Raw genomic sequence first — 20,584 nt, 5'->3', positions numbered from 1 at the left:
GGGGAGAGCTGCTGTGGTGGAACTCGGGATTCTTCTGTTCGTGCTCGTGTCCTTCGTGACGTTTCTGGTCGTCAAGCTCCTGCGCCGCAGCAACCGCCGCACCGAGAACGCCGACGGCCTGCTCATCGAGCAGGCCCGCCGCCGGCAGGCCACCGACGACCGTTGGACGTACAACTCGGCGTCCGTGCACAACGCCCCTCTCACTCACGACCCGAACGTGTTCCGCCCCTGACGGGCGACCGCGGTCGGCCAGTGGCCGGAACGCCGGTGACACTGCTTCAGTGCACCGGCTCGTCATCGGGGTCGTCCGGCTTCGGGCCGGGCGGCGTGAAGCACGCCGTTATCGTCTTGCCGTGGTGCTGGGCGTGCGTCTGCCAGTGGTCGGCGAGACCGTCCACGAGGGCCAGCCCGCGCCCGCCGGTGGCGTCCACGTCGGCGTCGCGCGGCGCGGGCACCGTGTCGTCGTCATCGTGGACGCTGACGTGCAGGCACCGGCTGTCCCAGGTGAGGACGACCTCGGCGTCGCTGTGGGCGTGGACGTGCGCGTTGGTGATGAGCTCCGACACGGCCAGCAGGATGTCGTCCACCGTGCCCGGCGCGTCCTTCGTCCAGTCCAGGGCGGCGAGATGGTCCCGGGTCCACCTGCGGCCGGCCCTCACCCCGCCGGACACGGGGAACGAGCGCGCCCAGCCGACTGCCCTCAATGATGCGTCGGCCATCGCAGTGCTCCCTTCTGCTCCCTGACGGCACAGGTACGCCTACCCCGCCTGCCGTCGCCCATGACGGCGCGAACGGACGGCGCAGGTCCCGGACACCCGACGGTGTCCGGGACCTGCGGGTCGGGAGTGTCCCCTACACCTCGCCGCGCCAGGAACCGCTCTCCATGCCGCGGGCCTCGATGTACGCCTTGAAGCGCTTGAGGTCGCCCTTGGCCTGGCGCCTGACGACGCCGAGCTTGTCGGCCACCGTGTCGGCCACGCCGTGCGGCTCGTGCCGGAGTTGCAGCATCACCTTGGTGTGCCGGTCGTCCAGGCGGTGGAAGGTGACCACCCCCGCCTGGTGGACGTCGCCGCCGACGGTGGTCCAGGCGACCCTCTCGTCGGGGATCTGCTCGCTGATCCGGGCGTCGAACTCACGCGTGACGCCGTCGACCTTGGCGACCCAGCGCGTCAGGGTGGGAGTGCGCTGGTCGATCCGTTCCACCCCCTCCATGAACCGGGGGAACTCCTCGAACTGCATCCACTGGTTGTACGCCGTCGTGACCGGCACCGCGACCTCGACAGACTCCTCAACCGTCGACATGTGCCCACCTTTCGGGTCGGCATCCGCTTCGGGATGCGGCGTCCTTCGCCTCGTGGCCCGCGCCTGCCCGAACGGGTCGGTGCCAAACGGCGCCGCCTGAACCAGCCTTCGGACCCGTACGAGGGTCCCCGCCGTGGAGGCACGGCGGGGACCTTCGTGCGGCGGCGGTTCAGACGGCGGCGCGGGTGCGCTGCTTGGCGGCGCTGATGACGTCGGGGCGCCCGCGGTGCTGCCGCTCGTAGTCCATGGCCTGCCGGGCCAGGAGCGGTTCGGCTCCGCGCAGCCGCGCGGTGATCTGATCCGGGCTCATGGTGTCGTAGCCGGGCCAGGGCTGGTTGCCGCGCAGGTTCTCGATGGCGTTGAGGATGCCGACCCGGTCGCCGTGCTCCCGTTCGTAGTCCTCGATCATGGAGAGGTCCGCCTGCGAGAACAGGCGCAGCCGCTGGATGATCTCGGCGACGGGCAGCCGGTCGTAGTCCGCCAGCGGCAGGTCCACGGTGCGGGCCATCGGCGCGTGGGCCCTCGGGGCCTTCGCGGCCGGGCGCTCGGCGTCCCCGGCGGGACGGGCCGTCGACTGCCCGCCCTGCCCGCCGCCCGTCCAGACGGCCTGCAGGCGCTGGGCGGTGGCGCGCAGCGTGCGGACGGCGGCGTCGGCGATGCCGGCCGCACCGTGGGGGTGGTGGCCGTCGCCGGCCGCCGTGGTGGCCAGCGCCAGCGCCTGGTCCTCGACGCTGGACTCCAGCTCGCGCAGGAGCTGTTCGTCCTGCCGGCGCAGCGTGCTCAGCAGCGCGGCGGCGCGGTCGTCCTGGGCGAGGGTGGCGATGCTCTCGCCGGCGCGGCAGGCGGCGAGCGCCCGCGCGGTGGCGGTGTACTCGTCCTCGGTGTTCCTGAGCAGCTGGCGCTCGTCGGCGTGCGCCCCTCCCGGCAGGATCCCGCAAACCATGCGGGCGCCGATGTGCAGGGGCGCCATCGCCGTGTGGAACGCGCCCGCCGACGCGGTGCGGACCATGTCGCCGGTGTCCCGGATCAGGTGGCGCGGGCGCATGTCCCGGACGTGGGTGTCGATGCGGGCGATGTGGTGCCGGGTCTGGGCGGCATGACGTTCCAGGGTCTGCCGATGGGGACCGGCCGGGGTGACGGCCATGTCGGCCCGGAACCGGTCGACCACCGCGGCGTGTGCCTCCCGCACATCCTCGAGCGCGGGTATGAGCGCATCCGTCGTCAAAGTCATGCCTGCTCCCTTGTGGGGGTTCGTGGCGGCAGCGAAGGCCGCCCTGCCGTGCGGCGGGCCCGCCGGGGTGGGCGGGCACCGGCACCAGCGTGGGCGACGCGGAGGAAGATCGCCCGGCGAGGGACCGGGGGCCGGGGCGTGCTCCGGCCCCCGGTCCCGGTCCGGGCGGACGGCCGAGGGGCGCCGCGGCCGGCGGACCCGTTAGACCGTCCAGGTGAAGGGCTGCCGGCGCGGCGCGTTCGGCGGGGGCCCTCGGACGCCGCGGCGGCCGCCGTCACGGGGACGGCGGCCGCCGGTGCTCGTACCGGACGAGGGGGAGTCAGCCCGAGGCCAGGCGCCTCGCAGCCTCCGCGATGTGGGTGCGGGAGATGCCGGCGGCGTCCATCAGTTCCTCCGCCGTGCCGGAGCCGGGCAGGTCGCGGACGGCCAGGTGCGCGAAGGCCGGCCCCTGGCGCCGTGCGGCGAGGGCCGACAGGACGGCCTCGCCCAGGCCGCCCTCGGGGTGGTGGTCCTCGGCGACGACGAGGGCACCTGTGTCGCGGGCGGCGCGCGCGAGGGCGTCGGCGTCGACGGGCTTGACCGAGTACAGGTCGATCACCCGGGCCGCCATGCCCTCGCCGGCCAGTGCGTCCGCCGCCGCCAGGCACTCGTGCAGCGTCACCCCGGCCCCGACGAGGGTGACCTCGTCGTCGCCGGACTGCCGCAGGGTCTTGGAACCGCCCACCGGGAAGGACTCGTCCGGCCCGTACAGGACGGGATACGCCCCGCGCGTGGTGCGCAGGTACGAGATGCCGTCGAGGTCGGCCTGGGCCGCCGTCAGCGCGGCCGCGGACGTGGCGTCGCTGGGGTAGAGCACCGTGGAGCCGTGGACGGCGCGCATCATCGCCAGGTCCTCGACGCCCATCTGCGACGGCCCGTCCGCACCGATCTCCACGCCGCAGTGGCTGCCCGACAGGGCCATCGAGATCTGCGAGATGGCCGCCATGCGGATGAAGTCGTGGGCCCGCGTGAGGAAGGCGGCGAACGTCGCGGCGTACGGACGGTAGCCGCGCACGGCCATTCCCACGGCAGAGGCGATCATCTGCTGCTCGGCGATGTACGTCTCGAAGTAGCGGTCGGGGTAGGCCTTGCCGAAGTCCTCCGCGTGGGTGGAGTTGCCGACCTCGGCATCCAGCACCACGACGTCGGGGCGGACGCCCACCGCCACGAGCGCCTTGCCGAAGGCGACCCGGGTGGCGACCTCGTCCCCGATCTGGAAGCGCGGCAGGTCCAGGCGGGCGGTCGCCGCCGTCGGCGGGCGCGGCGCGGCGTCGGGCGGCCGCGGGCCGCGGACGGTGAGGTGGCGTACGCCGCCGAGTTCCGCGATGGCGTGCTCCGCGAGGTCCGGCGGCAGCGGCTTGCCGTGCCAGCCCTCGTGGTCGGCGACCTCCGGGACGCCCTGGCCCTTGACGGTCCTGGCCACGATGACGGTGGGCGCCTGCCCGTCGGCGGCGGTGGTCAGCGCCCGGTCGACGGACTGCAGGTCGTGGCCGTCGACGACCAGGGCGCGGCAGCCGAAGGCCTCGACGCGGCGGGCGTACGCCGCGGTGTCCCACTGCAGTTCCGTGGGGCCGCGCTGGCCGAGCCGGTTGACGTCGACGATCGCCACGAAGTTGGGCAGTTGACGCTGGCCGGCCTTGTCGAGGGCCTCCCAGACCGAGCCCTCGGCCATCTCGCTGTCGCCGCACAACACCCAGACCCGGTACGGCTCGTGCTCCAGGTCGCGTCCCGCGGTGGCGATGCCCACGCCGTAGGCGATGCCCTGGCCCAGCGATCCGGTCGCCACGTCCACCCAGGGAAGGACGGGCGTGGGGTGGCCCTGCAGGCGCGCTCCGAACGTGCGGTACGTCGTCATGAGTTCGTGCTCGTCGACGGCGCCCGCGGCGTGGAACATCGCGTACAGCAGGGGAGAGGCGTGTCCCTTGGAGAAGATCAGGTGGTCGTTGGCCGGGTTCTTCGGCTGCTGCCAGTCGTACCGGAGATGACGGGCCATCAGCACGGCCATCAGGTCGGCGGCGGACAGGCTGGAGGTGGGGTGGCCCGAGCCGGCCGAGGTGCTGGCCCGCACGGAGTCCACTCGGAGCTGCTGGGCGAGTTCGAAGACCTGTTCCAGGTCGCTGTCGGGCCCGATCGGGCGGGCGGCGGCTTTCTGGTCCGTCATGACGGATTCCCTCTTCGTACGGAGGATTCTTCGTACCTGATGCCTGCTACCCACCGGTTCGGGCGGCACTCGTCTCGGCCGGCCGGCGTCAGCGCAGGAGTCCGCGGCGCGAACGCCGCCACCTGACCCCGACGAAGACCAGGTCGATCACGAGTACGACGATGCCGATGATCAGCAGGTAGAACAGACCGTCGGCGACCACGCCGATGAGGCCGAGGACGACGGCCGCAAGAAGCAGGAAGAGAAAGAGCGCCATGGTCGGAACACCTCCCCGATGCGACGTGGTGCGCTCAGCGCCGGGCGAGCTTGCGTTCGCCGCCGGCGCCCGGGTGGTAGGCCATGTCGTAATACTGAAAGATCTCCCCTTCCTGCTCGACGGGCAGGACGTCGTCCGTCCCGATGGACGGAGCCTTCTTCACCAGTCCCTTGGACCGGGCGACCTGGACGTAGCCGGGCCCGACGACCGCCTCGTCGAGGGGGACGAACACCAGCCGCTGCCGCGTGGGCAGCCCGGTGCGCACCGTCGCCATGGAGGGCTCGTCGGTGGCGGTGTCGACGTAGACCGCCTCCAGCGCGCCGATCTTGTGACCCTTGGGGTCGATGACGTCGCGGTCGCGCCACTCGCGGATATCGGCTGAATGGATCATGAGCTGCTCCTCGGTGGAGCGCCGGACTGGCGCCGTGCCCCGGCGCGGTCGCACCGGGACCGCCCTGGCCGGACCGTCGCAGGTGAGTGCGTTCCTGCTCGTTTTCTCATGCTACGTCCGGAACCCGGATCCGGCCGGGGGCGCCGGCCTTCGCGGAAACCGTGGCCGCCCGCGGACGGCTGGACGTGCCGGCCGCCACTCGCGGGCGCCGTTTGAGGCCGCCGGGGGCGGCAACGCGACCCCTGGGGGGTGAGTTCGCCGGCCGAGCGGCCCCGGAGGCTGTGATGGAAGCCGTCATGGAAGTCGTGGAAGAGGACCCCTACCGTTTCCGCATCGCCCGGCGCGCGCGGATGCGCGTGCCCGGCGTCGTGTTCGCCTCGCGCGACCTGCTGAGCCACGCCGAGAAGGCCCTGGAACAGGTCGTCAACGTCGCGGCGCTGCCGGGCATCGTCGAAGCCTCGTACGCCATGCCCGACGTCCACTGGGGCTACGGCTTCCCCATCGGAGGGGTGGCCGCGACCGACGTCGCCGACGGCGGCGTGGTCTCCCCCGGCGGGGTGGGTTTCGACATCTCCTGCGGCGTACGGCTGCTGGCCGCCGACTGCGACCGCGCGGCGATCGGACCCGCCCTGCCCGCGATCATGGACGGACTGGGCCAGGACACCCCGCGCGGCGCGGTCACCGGAGCCGTCTGGCACCTGGGCAGCGACCGCCTGCTGGAACGCGTGCTGGCGGGCGGGTCCCGCTACGCCGTGGAGGAGGGCCACGGCGAGGACGGCGACCTGCGCCGCTGCGAGGACGACGGGGCGGTGGCCGACGCGGACACCGGCCAGGTCGGCGCACGCGCCCGCGAACGCGGCCTCGGGCAGGTCGGCAGCCTCGGCTCGGGCAACCACTTCCTGGAGGTCCAGGAGGTGGCCGAGGTCTACGACGAGCCGGTCGCCGCCGCCTTCGGCCTCGCGCTCGGCCAGGTCTGCGTGATGATCCACTGCGGTTCCCGGGGACTGGGCCACCAGATCTGCTCCGACCACGTGCGCGCGATGGACCGTGCGATGCGGCGCTACGGCATCGAGGTCCCCGACCGGCAGCTCGCCTGCGTCCCCGTCGACTCGCCCGAGGGCCGCGCCTACCTCGGCGCGATGGCCGCCGCCGCCAACTACGCCCGGGCCAACCGCCAGCTGCTGGGCGAGCTGTCCCGCCGCATCTTCCGCCGCGAGGCGGGCGTCCCTCTCACGCTCGTCTACGACGTGTCCCACAACCTGGCCAAGATCGAGGAGCACGAGGTGGACGCGGCGCCGCGCACCCTGTGCGTCCACCGCAAGGGCGCCACCCGGGCACTTCCGCCCGGCCACCCGGACCTGCCCGCCGACCTTCGCGGAGTCGGCCAGCCCGTGCTCATCCCCGGCACCATGGGCACCTGCTCCTACGTCCTCACCGGAGTCCCCCGAGGTGCGGCGTTCCACTCGACCTGCCACGGGGCCGGCCGCGAGAAGAGCCGGCACCAGGCCGCGCGCGGGGTCAGCGGCAGGGAGCTGCGGGCGCGGCTGGAGGCCCGCGGGATCGCCGTGCGGGCCTCGTCCTGGCGCGGCCTCGCCGAGGAGACGCCGGAGGCGTACAAGGACGTCTCGGCGGTGGTCGAGGCCAGCGAGGGCGCCGGACTGTGCCGCAGGGTCGTCCGCCTGGTGCCCCTCGGTGTGGTGAAGGGGTAGCCACGCCCCGGAGGACCGGTCAGACGTCTCAGACGTCGACCGTGGCCGCGCAGGTCCACCCGTACGGGCCAGGCGCCAGGTGGAGCTCGCCCAGCGAGACGGCCTTCGGCACCGCGCCGACGACCTCGACCGACGCGACGTCGGCCACCGCCATCCGTACGTCCAGCCCGCCGCCGTCGTCGTCCGACTCGGCCTCGACGTCGACGGGCACCTCCCCGTGCACCTCGAGCCGGAAGATGACCTCGTCGAGGAGGTCGGCCAGCAGATCGTCGTCGGGGGCCTCCGCCACCGGCACCCGCCGTACGCACGCGGGCCGCACCCCGGCGACGTCCGCGAAGCACTCGACCAGCCCCATCACCGCCTCGACCAGGCACTGCTCTCTGGTCGGCCCCCACGCCTCGATCCGCACATCGGCGGTGTGCGGCACCGTACGGTGCCCGCCCGCCTCCGCTCCGCCGCCGCCGTAGGTCTCGTCCACCATGAGGAACGCCTGCCCGGTTCGCGCGGCCTCAAGGGTCCGGCGGCCCGCCGTCAGCTCTTGACGGCCCGCAGGACCACGAACTTCGGATTCGACGCGACGACCTCGCAGTTCCCGAAGAGCCGCCGCAGGCGCACGTGGTAGCCGAGGTGCCGGTTGCCGACGACCAGCAGCTCGCCCCCGGACCGCAGCGCGGACCGGGCGGTGACGAACATGCGCTGGGCGGTCGCTGCGGTGACCGCCTGGTGGGAGTGGAACGGCGGGTTGTTGAGGACGAGGTCGGCCCCCTCGGGCCCGACGGCGGCCACGGCGTCGGCCGCGTCCCCGACGAGGAACCGGGCCCTGCCCCCGGGGCCCGCGTTGTCGCGGAAGGTCCGCTCGGCGGAGGCGACCGCCTGGTGCGACTCGTCGACGAACAGCACGTCGCTGTCGTGGTTCGCCACGGCGACCGCGGTGCCGACGACACCGTTGCCGCAGCCCAGGTCGACCACGCGGTCCGGGCCCTTGCGGTCCGGAAGGTGCTCGAGCAGGAAGCGGGTGCCGATGTCGAGGCGGTCGGCGCAGAACACGCCCGCGTGGTTGGTGACGGTACGGCCGGACAACGGCCCGATGCCGTCGGGCAGCGCGTACCGCAGCGGCCACGGGTTCGTCCCGCGGGCCGCCGCCGGATCGGGCGTGCTGAAGATCAGCCGCGCCTTGCGCACCGCCGGCGAGGTACGGGTCGGCCCGACGATCCGCTCGAACAGCCGCAGCGTGGACGTGTGGATCTCGGTGACCATCCCCGTACCCAGGACGACGGTGTCCGGGTGGAGCGCGGGCGCCAGCCGGTGCAGCTGGTCCTCCAGCAGGGCGAGGCTCTTGGGCACCCGGACCAGCAGCACGTCGATGCGCGCGGGAGGCTCGTCGCGCGTGGTCAGCAACCGCACCTCGGCGTCCGGCACGTTGCGGCGCAGGTTCGCGCGCGTGGCCTGCTGCCCGAGGTGGGAGTCTGTGATCTGCGCGGGACGGTACGCGGCCAGCGCCGTCGCCAGCGCCCCCCAGCGGTCGCCCAGGACGACGGTCGTGCCCGTCAGGTCCGTGCCCGTCTCGGCGACGTGCCGCAGAAGGTAGTCGTCGGCGGCGTCCCACGCCCGCAGCGTCTCCCGCGGCTCCGCGGGGAATCGGGTCAGTTCGAGTGCGCCCCACGGCGTGCTGAAGAGGTTCATCGCCCCCTCAGGGTACGGGCTGCGCGCACCGCCCCAGGCTGCGGGCTCCGAGGCCGCCGCCGGCAACGGCGACGCGGGCCGGCGGTACCGCCGGCAGGCCGGTGAGGTCGCGCGGGCCCCGTCACGCGGCCGGTGGGTGCGCGCGGTCGCGGCGCACCCACCGACGCGAGGGGATCAGCCCTGGGCGGCGTTCTGCACCATCTCGGCGAACGTGGTGACGTCCTTGGCCGGGGGAACCTTGATCGCGGAGGTCTCGCCGTAGCCGGAGTAGCCGATCGTCAGCTTGGCCGGGCCCTTGGCGGTCGTACCGGACTCCAGGGTCTGCACGGCGAGGTCGTCGGCGCCGATCCACGCCTCGATCTTGACGGTGTTCTTGAGGCCGGTGGTCTGCAATTCCTTGACGTACGCGTCGCGCTCGTCCTTGCTGATGAGGTCAAGGACAGCGGTGTCCGCGGCGAGCTTCTTGATGTCCACCGTGCCCGTGTAGTGGGTCGCCTCGGCGCCGGCGACCTGCTCCGTACCGGCCTTGGCGAGGTCCGTCGCGGTGGACAGGGCGGCGAGAGCCGCGGCGGGCCCGTGCGGCAGGTCGGCGGCCGGGTTGTCCTCCGCCGAGGTGCCGTCGAGCTTCAGCCACTTCTTGCCGCCGGCGGCCTCCGCCATCTCACCCTCGACGGGGAGGTACACGGCGCCGTCGGCCATCGTCATGTGCACCTTGCCGTCCGGGCCCGCCATGTCCTGCAGCTCGGGGTCGGAAGCCGCGTCCATGCTCAGCTCGGCCCCCTCGGAGCCCTTCCCCCAGCTCAGCGTGCCCTCCGCCTTGGTGTTGCCGTCCGCCGGATCGACGGCGTCGACGCTGACCTTCGCGGAGGCCTGCTGTTCCACCGCCTTGGTGGCGTTCCGCAGCGCCTCGGCCGGGGCGACCTCCTTCTTCTCCGGCTTGGCGGAGCCCTGCGTCGACCCGGACTTCGGCGCGGCGTCCTCGCCGGAGTCACCACAGGCCGCGAGACCGAGCGCGAGCGTGCCGGTCGCAGCGGTGATCGCCACAAGGCGACGAATACGCATGAAAAGTTCCCCCCTGGGGGTAAAAATCTGTACAACGATCAACGGCCCTGCACGATACATCAACCTTCGGACACTCGAACGATCAGGCGGTCCGGCATGATCAGGGCATGCCTTTGATCGACGTCGTACAAGGTGACATCACCGCTGAGGAGTCCGACGCCGTCGTGACCGCGGCCAACGAGTCGCTGATGGGCGGCGGTGGCGTGGACGGCGCCATCCACCGGGCGGCGCGTCCGCGACTGGCACAGGCGGGTGCCGCCATCGGTCCCTGCCCACCGGGAGATGCGATGGCGACGCCCGCCTTCGGCCTCGGACGGCGGGTCAGGCACGTGATCCACACGGTCGGTCCGGTGTGGGAAGGCGGCGACCAGGGAGAGGCCGAGGTCCTCGCCTCCTGTTACCGCCACTGCCTGGAGGTCGCCGACGAACTCGGGGCGGCGAGCGTCGCGTTCCCCGCGATCGCCACGGGCGTCGTGGCCCGCCGCCACGGCCTCCGGGCCGGACTGCCCGGCGGGCATCGTCACCCAGGCCGCGAACCCGTCCCGCGAGCCGACCTCGTCGGAGGCCCCAGCCCGAAGCCGTCCTCGTGCCGGCCGGGCCCCCACTCGTCGTGGGCCTCGAGCCGGACGGAGTGCAGACGGACGGTGGGCGCGACCAGTTCGGGCAGGCAGGAGACGACGATATCCGCGTGCGGTTCTCGAACGGCCGTCCGCCCTCCTCGGAAAAATCGGGTGTGTGTGCGCACCGAGCACTGCTAATTTCTGTGACGTGCCGAAGCTCAATCAGATCATCGCCGTGGAAAAGGGCGTCAAGTCCAAGTCCCTCCAGGAACTGACCCAGGCCCATCACGACGTCCAGAAGCCCGCGCTGCTCGCCGGGATCTCGCGGACGTACCAGCCCAAGGACGAGGAGGGCGAGCAACTGCCCCCGGAGTCCACCCGGGTCCAGGTGAAGGCCGAGGACGTCCTGCGCGCGGTCGGGGGCACCCTGACGCGGCTCTTCGACGTGACGGCGACCAAGGACTGGGCCAACCGGACCGCGGCCGCCGACGTGCTGGTGGACGGGCGGGTGCTCCTCGCTCAGGTCCCCGTCCCGTACCTGCTGTTCCTGGAGAAGCAGCTCACCGACCTGCACACGTTCGTGCGCAAGCTGCCGGTCCTCGACGCGTCGGAGTCGTGGAACCCGGACCCGTCGACGGACTGCTGGAAGACCGACCCGGTCCGGACGATCCGCACCAGGAAGGTGCCGCGCAACCACGTGAAGGCCGAGGCCACGGAGAAGCACCCGGCGCAGGTCGAGGTGTACTACGAGGACGTGCCCGTCGGGTACTGGACGACCGTGAAGTTCTCCGGCGCGCTGCCGGCGCGCCGCGTGAACGAACTCCTCGGCAGGGTCGAGAAGCTGCAGCAGGCCGTCAAGTTCGCCCGCGAGGAGGCCAACGGCGCGGACGTCGCCGACCAGCGCGTGGGCGAGGCGGTCTTCGGCTACTTGTTCGGGTAGCCTCATCAACGCCCCCCGTGAGAGCGGGGGGTGCGCCGAGAGCGCAAGCTGAAACTGACGTTGAAGCTGACCAGGGGTATCAGTGGGGGTTCGAATCCCTCTCCCGGCACCACGTGCCGGGGTGGCCCAACCGGTAGAGGCAGCCCCGTGAATCTCAGACTCTCGCTCCAGTCTCAGCATTCGCCGCCGAACACCGGATCGACCGAGCGTGGACGATCATCGACGGATGGGGGTTCAATTCCCCTCTGCGCCTCTTCGCGGCGCGGTAGTTCAAAGGTAGAACACGTCGATCTCAGAATGATCCGCGACTCTTAAACGCCGCCGGTGTGCGCAATTGGGTGGCACCTCAGGAGCCCGGGCAGCTGGATACCGCTCCCGGGCTCCGTCACGTCTTCCCCCGCCGGTCCGCGGCTGCCGACCGTCCGGGACAGCAAGGCCAAGTGCGTCCCGACGGATCGGGAACCCGACCTTTGCCTGGACGTCAGCGACCTGGCTGTGGTCTACCTCTGCGGCACCGCCCGCGGTGCCGCCCGCGGTGCCGCAGAGCCCGCAACCGCGCAGATATCACCTCGTGCCCTCGCTCTCTCGCGCCGGAGCCTTTCGGCCCGGAGCCGAGCCGCTGCGTTGTCAGTCTCCGCTGATACCGTCCGGCCGTTCACGATCTTCGAGGAGGGGCTGTATGGGTGCCAGCGGGTGGGACTACGTTACCGGGTACGACGGGGACGTCGCGGCGGCTCTGGCGGGTTTGCAGGCGAGGGTGTTCCAGGAGACGTACGGCGACGGTGCCCGCTACAAGGACCTGGAGGAGCTGTATGAGGACGAGGAGTTCATGGGGGAGGAGGGCACCCACACGATCCTCGACATCCACACGGTCGTGGCCACGGACGACCCGCCTGTGCCGTCCCGTGCCGGGGACTACGGCACGCTCAAACCCCTGCCGCTCAGCCGCGTGGTCCACCACTTCGGTACCGAGCAGCCGACGGTGGAGCAGTACTCGGCGCTCGTCGCCGCTGCCGATGAGTTCACGAGCCACGAGGAGTTCGAGCGGAGCCTGCTCGGCGAGTGCCGGATGAGGTGGACTGGCTGCTACGTCGTTCTGTACTCCGATGGCGGGCCCACCCACCTGGGGATCTTCGGCTTCTCAGGTGACTAGGACCGAGCTGGCCGGCTTGTGACCGCACCGGATACGGGTTGGCGGGCGGGGGGATCCAAGGGTGCCGAGGGGGCGTGGGGGGCTTGTGTAACCGTGATGCGCGACAACGTTGTCAGTTGATCCGGGCATGACTATATCGGCCCGAGAGGCAACGTTGTCAAGGGAGTTGGCGTGCGGCGGAGGCGGTCTTCCGGGACACCGGTGAGACGCGTTACTGTCCCCGCGGCTTGTGTGACCGTGGCGCGCGACCCGTCCGTGAGAAGAAGGGCCGCGTCATGCGCTTGCGTCCGACGTCCGTGCTGCTGGCCGCCGTCCTGGCGGTCGGCGGCGCCACTCCCGCCCTCGCGGCGCCCGCCGCGCCGCCACCCGATCTCGTGCAGGACCCCACCTCCTACGTCGACCCCCTGATCGGCACCAGGAACGGCGGCAACGTCTTCCCCGGCGCCGTCATGCCGCAGGGCATGCTGTCCTGGAGCCCCGAGACCACCGGCGGCGACGCCACCCGCACCACGGCGCCCGGCGGTTACCACTACGACGCCCCCCGCGTCCGGGGCTTCAGCCTCACCCACATGTCGGGCACCGGCTGTGCGGGCGGCAGCGGCGACATCCCGTTCCTCCCGTACGCCGGGGAGGTCACCACCTCGCCCGCCGCGGACACCAAGGACGCCGTCTACGCCGCCGACTTCAAGCACGCCGACGAGACCGCCGAGCCCGGCCGCTACAAGGTCGGCCTGTCCTCCGGCGTCACCGCGGACCTGACGGCCACCACGCGGACGGGCTCCGGCCGTTTCACCTATCCCGCGGACAAGCCGGCCTCTTTGCTGATCCGCACCGCCAACTCCGAGGTCGGGTCCACGGACTCGACCGTGACCATCGACCCGAAGACCCGTACCGTCTCCGGCTCCGTCACCTCCGGGAACTTCTGCGGCTACCTCGACCCGGAGGGCCGCCGCTCCTACTACACCCTCTACTTCACCGCCCGCTTCGACCGTGCCTTCAAGGCGACCGGCATCTGGCAGGACGACAAGGTGAGCCCCGGTGCCACCAGCGCCTCCGGCGGCACCGGCGGCTTCGCCGACGGCGGGAACCCGGTTCCCGGCAAGGGCGCGGGCGGCTGGGTGGAGTTCGCGCCCGGCGGCGGACCGGTGAACGTCAAGGTCGGCATCTCGTACGTCAGCCAGGCCGGCGCCGCCGCCAACCTCGCCGCGGAGAACCCCCGGCACCGCTCCTTCGACGCCGTACGGGACGCGGCCCGCCGCGCGTGGCGCGAGCGGCTGGGCGCGATCAAGGTCGGCGGCGGCACGGACGCCGAGCGCACCACCTTCTACACCGCGCTGTACCACGCGATGATGCACCCCAACGTCATCAGCGACAGCGACCGCAGATACCGGGGCAGCGACGGCGAGGTCCACACGGTCGCCCGCGGCCACCAGGCCCAGTACGGCACCTTCTCCGGCTGGGACGTCTACCGCTCCCAGGTCCAGCTGCTCACCCTGCTGAGCCCGCGCACCGGCTCCGACATCGCCCAGTCGCTGTACGAGTTCGCCCGGCAGAACGGCGGCGTCTGGGACCGCTGGCTGCACGGCGCGTCCGGCACACACGTCATGAACGGCGACCCGTCGCCCGCCGCCCTCGCCGGGATCCGGGCCTTCGGCGGAACGGACTTCGACCTGCGCGGCGCGCTGGACTCCCTGGTGAAGGCCGCGACCGTGCCGACCGAGCGCGACCTTTCGCCGGCGGGCAAGCCCATCCTCTCCGTGGGCCAGCGCCCCTCCCTGGACAAGTACCTGAAGCTGCACTACATGCCGTCCGTCTCCAACGCCTGGGGCGGCGCCGCCGAGACCCTGGAGATGTCGGGCGCCGACTTCGCCCTCTCCCAGCTCGCCAAGGCCGCCGGGGACAAGCGCACCGCGGCCGACTTCGCCCGGCGCTCCCAGTGGTGGCAGAACAACTTCAACCTCGCGGCCGACCCGAGCGGCGGCTACATCGCCAACCGCGCGGCCGACGGCAGCTGGGTCACCGGCTTCACCCCGGCCACGGGCAACGGCTTCGTCGAGGGCACGGCGGCCCAGTACACCTGGATGGTGCAGCACGACCCGGCCGGGCTGTTCGCCGCGATGGGCGGACGGGACAAGGCCCTCGACCGGCTGGACGCCTTCTTCCACAAGGCGGACGGCAGCTGGGCGTTCACCGGCAGCGGCGGCGGGAAGTCCGAGATGGACAACGAGCCGTCGATCAACGTGCCGTACCTCTACGCCTACGCCGGCAAGCCCTACAAGACGCAGGAGACCGTCCGGGCCGCGATGGGCGCCCTGTGGTCCACGCAGCCGGGCGGCATCCCCGGCAACGACGACCTCGGCGCGATGTCGTCCTGGTACGTCTTCTCGGCCCTCGGCATGTACCCGCAGGTGCCCTCCCGCGCCGAACTCGTCCTGGGCTCCCCGCTGTTCCCGCGGATCGAGATCGACCGACCCGCCGGGAACGACATCTCCATCCGCGCCGCGGGTGCGGCGGCCGACGCCCCGTACGTCCGGTCGCTGAAGGTCGACGGCCGCACCAGCGACCGGCCGTGGCTGCCCGCCTCCTTCGTCGAGGACGGCGGCAGGCTCGACTACACGCTGTCGGGCACCCCGGACCGCGGCTGGGGAGCGGACGCCGCGGACGCGCCGCCCTCCTTCCGGGAGGGCGAGCAGCCGCACCAGGTCGGCGTCGGCCCCACCACGGCGACGATCGCCCCGGGCGGCGGCACCGAGGTCGGCATCCGCGCCCTGTCGTTGAGCGGCGGTCAGGCACCGCGGGTGAGCTTCCGCGTGGAGGTGCCCGACGGCGTCACGGCGTCCCCCGCGGAGGGGACGTTCACGGACGGCTCCCAGGACATCACCCTGTCCACCGCCGCGGACGTCAAGCAGGGCTTCTACGACGCCAAGGTCGCGGTGACCTACGGGGACACGTCGTACGAGCAGCCGGTGTCCCTGACGGTCGCCGCTCCCGGCTCCCTCATCGCGGCGTACAACAGCACGGGCATCTCCGACGACTCCGGTGACCACGACGAGGCGGATTACGACGGCGGCGGCTGGAGCTACTCCCGTCAGGCGCTCGCCGCGGCGGGCCTGACCGGCGGCGCGCAGGGCACGGTCACCGGAGGCCTCGGCTTCACCTGGCCCGATTCGCCCGCGGGGCGCCCCGACAACGCCTCCGCGACCGGCCAGACCATCGAACTGGCCACTCCGGCCTCGCGGTTGTCGTTCGTCGGCAGCGCCGTCAACGGCGACCAGCAGACGACGGCGACGGTCACCTACTCCGACGGCAGCACCGGTTCCGTCGACCTGTCCTTCACCGACTGGACCGTGGGAGGCGGCGGCGGCAGCGTCCGCTTCGGCAACGAGGTGGTCGCCAGGACCGCGTACCGGAACGTGGCGGGCGCCGACAAGGATCCGGTGGCCACGTACGTCTTCGCCACCAAGCCCTTCGCCGCGCCGGACGGCAAGACCATCACGAGCGTGAAGCTCCCGGCCAACACGGACCTGCACGTCTTCACCCTCGCGGTGGACTGACCCGGAGGATCCCCAGGGGCGGGCGCGGAGCGATTCCGCGCCCGCCCTTCGTGCTGTCCGCAGCGGCGCGCCGGATAAGCGTCGAATAAGGTGGCGCAGGTCATAGCGGGAATTCTCGAAGGCTTGGAACCCTTTTTCTCGAATTCCGTCCGGCAATGCGCATTGCCAATTCTTTGTGTGTGGATTGCCTGGTATGGATGCAGGCTGCAGGAGGATATTTTCCGAGCCGTCGGGCGATGGCCACCCATTGTTCGTGAGCCCGCGACGGACTTGGTTGAAGGCCCTGCTCACAGGGCGGGCCGGACGAAGGAGAAAGCACGTTGGGCCGTTACCTTCTGCGCCGCCTCGGAAACTACGCAATCCTGGTGTTCATCGCGGCCAGCGCGACGTACTTTCTCGCCTCCTTCACCCTTCACCCCGACATCAACTACCTGTCGAAGAATCCCCGGCCGCCGCTGCACTCGATCTACACGATCCTGCGCGGCTACAACCTCGACCCGCACACACCCGTGTACCTCCGCTATTGGCGCTGGCTGACCGGGATCGTGCTGCACGGCGACTTCGGCAGGACCTACGACGGCGCGTCCGTCAACACCGAGCTGGGACGCCGCGTCCTGGTGAGCACCGAGCTGCTCTTCGTCGCGACCGTCCTGGGCGCCGTCGGCGGCGTCGCGGTGGGCGCCTGGAACGCGCTGCGGCAGTACCGGCCGTCCGACCGGGTGTCGACGATCGTCTCCTACGTCCTGCTGGCCACCCCGGTCGTGGTGATCGCGGTCGGACTGCGGACCCTGGACACCGCGGGCGACGGGCCGCTGGTGCAGTACATCGGGATGTACGACCCGAAGGTGCACGGCACCCTCCCGATCGTCCTCAACAACCTCGAACACCTCGTGCTGCCCACCCTGACCCTGCTGCTCGCCCAGATCCCGTTCTTCAGCCGCTACCAGCGCAGCACCATGCTCGACGTCCTGGGCAGCGACTTCCTGCGGACGGCCCGCGCCAAGGGCCTGCGGCGGCGCCAGGCGGTCCTTCGGCACGGACTGCGCACGGCCGTCATCCCGGTGATGCCGCTGGTGGTCTACAACGTCGTGCTGCTGTTCACCGGCGCCACCTTCACCGAGGAGATCTACGGCTGGCACGGCATGGGGGAGTGGCTGGTCAACTCCATCACGAGCAACGACGTCAACGCGGTCGCCGCCGTGGCGATCTTCACCGCCGGCATCGTCCTGATCGCGGGACTGCTCTCCGACCTCGTCTACGCGGCGCTCGACCCACGGGTCCGCACCTGAGAAGGCCCATGTCGCCCAGGTGAACACACGTGAACCCAGGTGAACGACCGGACCGCACGACTCGAGGAGTCTCCCCCATGACCACCCCCGCAAGCGCCGCCGGGACGCCGGCGCCACCCCAGAGCAGGAGCCGCGGCGCGCTCGTCCTCGCCCGCTTCGCGCGCAACCGGCTGGCCCTGGTGGGCATCGCCCTGGTCGTCGCCCTGGTGCTGCTGGCGTACGCCGTACCGCCCTTCCTCCACTGGACGTACCACGACAACGACTTCACCAGTCTGGACACCGGCCCCGGCGCCGCGCACTGGTTCGGCACGACCCACTCCGGTCAGGACCTGCTCGCGCTCACGCTGAGGGGCCTGCAGAAGTCACTCGTGGTCGGACTCGTCGGGGGGCCGCTCACCACGCTGATCGCCGCGGTGGTGGGCGCCTCGGCCGGCTACTTCGGCGGCTGGACCGACCGGGTCCTGATGTGGTTCCTCGACCTGATGCTGGTCATCCCGGCGTTCCTGCTGCTCGCGGTCCTGTCACCGGCGTTCCAGCACGGCACCTGGCTGTTCTTCGTGATCCTGCTCGCGGCGTTCGGCTGGATGATCACCGGCCGGGTGGTGCGCAGCATGACCCAGACCCTGCGGGAACGGGAGTATGTGCTCGCCGCGCGCTACATGGGCGTGCACCCGCTGGTCGTCATCTTCCGCCACATCCTCCCCAACGCGGCGTCGATCCTCATCATCGACGCGACCGTCCAGGTCGGCGCGATCGTGCTCGGTGAGACCTCGCTGTCCTACTTCGGGTTCGGCATCCAGGCGCCCGACGTCTCGCTCGGCACCCTCATCGCCGCCGGAACGCCGGACGCCAACACCTCCCCGTGGCTGTTCTTCTTCCCCGCGGCCTTCCTCGTCCTGATCGGCCTCGCCGTCGCCTTCATCGGCGACGGACTGCGGGACGCCTTCGACCCGACGGCGCGCGGGGCGAAGTCCCGCAGGCGCGCCCGGCCGGCGGTGCCCCGGTCCCGCCACGCACGGACCGCGCGGATCCCGCGCCGCAAGCCCACAGCCGCGGTCGTCCCGTCGGCGGCGCCACAGGAAGGAGTCACCCCATGACCCACCCCACCGCCGTCCTCGGCGCCCCCTCCCCGCGTCCGGCCGCCGGCAGTCCGGTGCTGACCGTGAACGACCTGCGGGTGTCCTTCCCGGGCGAGTCCGGACGGGTACACGCGGTCCGCGGCGTGGACTTCACGCTCCGGGCCGGCGAGACCCTCGCCGTCGTCGGCGAGTCCGGCTCCGGCAAGTCCGTCACCGCCACCGCCGTGCTCGGACTGCTCCCGGACGACGCCGAGGTCACCGGCTCCGTACGGCTCGGGGATCGCGAGCTGCTCGGGCTGCCGGACCGGCAGATGTCCGGCATCCGTGGCCGTGCCCTCGGCATGGTCTTCCAGGACCCGCTGTCCGCGCTCACCCCCGTCTTCTCCATCGGCACCCAGCTGGTGGAGGCCCTGCGGATCCACCAGGACCTCACCGCCGCCCAGGCCCGCGAACGGGCCCTGGAACTGCTGGACCTGGTGGGCATCCCCGACCCCAGGCGGCGCGTCGACGCCTTCCCGCACGAGTTCTCCGGCGGTATGCGCCAGCGGGCGGTGATCGCCATGGCCATCGCCAACGACCCCGAGGTGATCATCGCCGACGAGCCCACCACGGCGCTCGACGTCACCATCCAGGCGCAGGTGCTGGAGGTCCTGAAGAAGGCCCAGGAGGTCACCGGAGCGGCGATCCTCATGATCACCCACGACCTCGGGGTGGTGGCCGGGATGGCCGACCGGGTGGTCGTGATGTACGCCGGCAAACCGGTGGAGACCGGGACGGCCGACGAACTGTTCGCCACGCCCCGTATGCCCTACACCATCGGCCTGCTCGGCTCGGTGCCGCGGCTGGACTCCGGGGACCGGACGGCCCTGACCCCCATCGAGGGCACGCCGCCGTCGATGGTGGACCTGCCGGCCGGCTGCCCCTTTGCGGCGCGCTGCCCGGTGGCCGTGGACCGCTGCCGTACCGAGGAGCCCGCTCTGCGCGCCGTCACGACGGGAGCCGCGCACGCCACCGCCTGCCACCGCGCGCAGGAGATCGACGCGCCCGGCGGGATCCCGTCGCCGGGCATGTTCCCCACCCCCGCCTCGCCGCGCCGCGCCGGCGGACTCCCGCGCGCCGAGCGGCGCGAGGTCCTTCGGGTCACCGGCCTCACCAAGCACTTCCCGCTCCTCAGGGGCTCGGTGTTCAAGCACCGCGTGGGAACGGTGCGGGCCGTCGACGGCGTGGACTTCGACATCCGCGAGGGCGAGACCCTCGCGCTGGTCGGCGAGTCCGGCTGCGGCAAGACCACCACCATGCTGCAGATCCTCGACCTCGCCGGCCGGAGCGCCGGCAGCGTCGCCGTCCTCGGCAAGGACGTCGGGCAACTGGACGGCAGGGGACGGCGGGAGCTGCGCAGGGACCTGCAGGTGGTGTTCCAGGACCCGATGGCGTCACTGGACTCCCGTATGCCGGTCGGCGACATCCTGGCCGAGCCGCTGCGCACCCACGGCTGGGACCGGGCGCGCATCGCCGAGCGCGTCCCCGAACTGCTGCGCCTCGTCGGGCTGCTGCCCGAGCACGCCGAGCGCTACCCCGCCGAGTTCTCCGGCGGGCAGCGGCAGCGGATCGGCATCGCCCGGGCGCTGGCCCTGGACCCCAAGCTGGTCGTGCTGGACGAGCCGGTGTCCGCGCTGGACGTCTCGATCCAGGCCGGAGTGATCAACCTGCTCGACGAACTGCAGGCCGAACTCGGCCTGAGCTACCTGTTCATCGCGCACGACCTGTCGGTCATCCGGCACATCGCGGACCGCGTCGCCGTCATGTACCTCGGCCGCATCGTGGAGGCCGGCGACGTCGAGGACGTCTTCGCCCGCCCCGCCCACCCCTACACCCGGGCCCTGCTGTCGGCCGTACCTCTGCCCGACCCCGGAAAGGAGCGGCGGCGCCGCCGGATCATCCTGCAGGGCGACCTCCCCAGTCCCGCGGACACCCCCTCGGGCTGCCGGTTCCGCACCCGCTGCCCCAAGTACCGCGACCTCGCGCCGGCCGATTCCGGGCGCTGCGACACCGAGGACCCCGCCGCCGGGGCTCTGGGCGAGGACCACAGCGCCGCCTGCCACTTCGCGGCCGCCCTGGAGGTCCTGTGACGCGCCCACGGCCCGCGGGACGTCCACGGCCCGTGACACGTCCCCC

At 72.0% G+C, this 20,584-nt stretch carries 18 protein-coding genes; 9 read left to right on the top strand and 9 right to left on the bottom strand.

The window, feature by feature from the left end; all coding sequences use genetic code 11:
- Window positions 1-13: 13 nt before the first annotated feature.
- On the top strand, window positions 14-232 hold the full coding sequence (locus PV342_RS04640) for a hypothetical protein (protein ID WP_361014325.1): 219 nt from the start codon (window positions 14-16) through the stop codon (window positions 230-232).
- A 46-nt stretch (window positions 233-278) separates the two neighbouring features.
- On the opposite strand, the gene PV342_RS04635 is transcribed toward PV342_RS04640, so the two are convergent.
- From PV342_RS04635 to PV342_RS04610, 6 genes are all read right to left on the bottom strand, one after another.
- Window positions 279-719, bottom strand: a complete 441-nt coding sequence (locus tag PV342_RS04635) for an ATP-binding protein (protein ID WP_400800993.1) — start codon at window positions 717-719, stop codon at window positions 279-281.
- Between the two features lie 133 nt (window positions 720-852).
- Entirely contained in the window at window positions 853-1,302 is a 450-nt protein-coding gene (locus PV342_RS04630; protein ID WP_500315855.1) for an SRPBCC family protein, read from the bottom strand.
- 169 nt (window positions 1,303-1,471) lie between these two features.
- The gene (locus PV342_RS04625; protein WP_500315854.1) at window positions 1,472-2,533 is read right to left on the bottom strand and encodes a hypothetical protein; all 1,062 of its coding nucleotides are present in this window, start codon (window positions 2,531-2,533) and stop codon (window positions 1,472-1,474) included.
- Window positions 2,534-2,852: 319 nt separating this feature from the next.
- Window positions 2,853-4,733, bottom strand: a complete 1,881-nt coding sequence (locus PV342_RS04620) for a transketolase (RefSeq protein ID WP_400800986.1) — start codon at window positions 4,731-4,733, stop codon at window positions 2,853-2,855.
- An 88-nt stretch (window positions 4,734-4,821) separates the two neighbouring features.
- On the bottom strand, window positions 4,822-4,989 hold the full coding sequence (locus PV342_RS04615) for a hypothetical protein (RefSeq protein ID WP_406260498.1): 168 nt from the start codon (window positions 4,987-4,989) through the stop codon (window positions 4,822-4,824).
- A 34-nt stretch (window positions 4,990-5,023) separates the two neighbouring features.
- Window positions 5,024-5,380: a PRC-barrel domain-containing protein gene (locus tag PV342_RS04610; protein ID WP_329190318.1), complete on the bottom strand. Its 357-nt coding sequence runs from the start codon at window positions 5,378-5,380 to the stop codon at window positions 5,024-5,026.
- 296 nt (window positions 5,381-5,676) lie between these two features.
- Between PV342_RS04610 and PV342_RS04605 the strand changes: the two genes are divergently transcribed.
- Entirely contained in the window at window positions 5,677-7,089 is a 1,413-nt protein-coding gene (locus PV342_RS04605) for an RtcB family protein (protein ID WP_400800982.1), read from the top strand.
- 28 nt (window positions 7,090-7,117) lie between these two features.
- Here PV342_RS04605 and PV342_RS04600 read toward each other — a convergent pair whose 3' ends face one another.
- The 3 genes from PV342_RS04600 to PV342_RS04590 all read right to left on the bottom strand — a co-directional run bounded on the left by PV342_RS04600 (window position 7,118) and on the right by PV342_RS04590 (window position 9,834).
- Window positions 7,118-7,570, bottom strand: coding sequence for an archease (locus PV342_RS04600; RefSeq protein WP_400800980.1), 453 nt, complete (start codon window positions 7,568-7,570; stop codon window positions 7,118-7,120).
- Window positions 7,571-7,620: 50 nt separating this feature from the next.
- The gene (locus PV342_RS04595) at window positions 7,621-8,772 is read right to left on the bottom strand and encodes a methyltransferase (protein ID WP_386992372.1); all 1,152 of its coding nucleotides are present in this window, start codon (window positions 8,770-8,772) and stop codon (window positions 7,621-7,623) included.
- Window positions 8,773-8,946: 174 nt separating this feature from the next.
- The gene (locus PV342_RS04590; protein ID WP_386992374.1) at window positions 8,947-9,834 is read right to left on the bottom strand and encodes an SCO4651 family lipoprotein; all 888 of its coding nucleotides are present in this window, start codon (window positions 9,832-9,834) and stop codon (window positions 8,947-8,949) included.
- Window positions 9,835-9,941: 107 nt separating this feature from the next.
- Between PV342_RS04590 and PV342_RS04585 the strand changes: the two genes are divergently transcribed.
- The 7 genes from PV342_RS04585 to PV342_RS04555 all read left to right on the top strand — a co-directional run bounded on the left by PV342_RS04585 (window position 9,942) and on the right by PV342_RS04555 (window position 20,538).
- The gene (locus PV342_RS04585; RefSeq protein ID WP_500315853.1) at window positions 9,942-10,592 is read left to right on the top strand and encodes a macro domain-containing protein; all 651 of its coding nucleotides are present in this window, start codon (window positions 9,942-9,944) and stop codon (window positions 10,590-10,592) included.
- Window positions 10,593-10,602: 10 nt separating this feature from the next.
- Window positions 10,603-11,334, top strand: coding sequence for a DUF7873 family protein (locus PV342_RS04580; protein WP_400800973.1), 732 nt, complete (start codon window positions 10,603-10,605; stop codon window positions 11,332-11,334).
- 679 nt (window positions 11,335-12,013) lie between these two features.
- Window positions 12,014-12,487, top strand: a complete 474-nt coding sequence (locus tag PV342_RS04575) for a hypothetical protein (protein ID WP_500315852.1) — start codon at window positions 12,014-12,016, stop codon at window positions 12,485-12,487.
- A 275-nt stretch (window positions 12,488-12,762) separates the two neighbouring features.
- Window positions 12,763-16,041: a GH92 family glycosyl hydrolase gene (locus PV342_RS04570; protein ID WP_500315851.1), complete on the top strand. Its 3,279-nt coding sequence runs from the start codon at window positions 12,763-12,765 to the stop codon at window positions 16,039-16,041.
- Between the two features lie 320 nt (window positions 16,042-16,361).
- Window positions 16,362-17,330: an ABC transporter permease gene (locus PV342_RS04565; protein ID WP_500315850.1), complete on the top strand. Its 969-nt coding sequence runs from the start codon at window positions 16,362-16,364 to the stop codon at window positions 17,328-17,330.
- Window positions 17,331-17,407: 77 nt separating this feature from the next.
- The gene (locus PV342_RS04560; RefSeq protein WP_500315849.1) at window positions 17,408-18,427 is read left to right on the top strand and encodes an ABC transporter permease; all 1,020 of its coding nucleotides are present in this window, start codon (window positions 17,408-17,410) and stop codon (window positions 18,425-18,427) included.
- On the top strand, window positions 18,424-20,538 hold the full coding sequence (locus PV342_RS04555; protein ID WP_400800967.1) for an ABC transporter ATP-binding protein: 2,115 nt from the start codon (window positions 18,424-18,426) through the stop codon (window positions 20,536-20,538). Before PV342_RS04560 ends, PV342_RS04555 begins: the two co-directional genes overlap by 4 nt.
- The last annotated feature ends 46 nt before the right edge of the window (window positions 20,539-20,584 follow it).

Origin of the sequence: Streptomyces sp. PA03-3a, assembly GCF_033792735.1 — a bacterium.
Lineage (GTDB): Bacteria > Actinomycetota > Actinomycetes > Streptomycetales > Streptomycetaceae > Actinacidiphila.
Note: the sequence above shows the minus strand (reverse complement) of the source record. Positions and strands in the feature narration are given on the sequence as shown.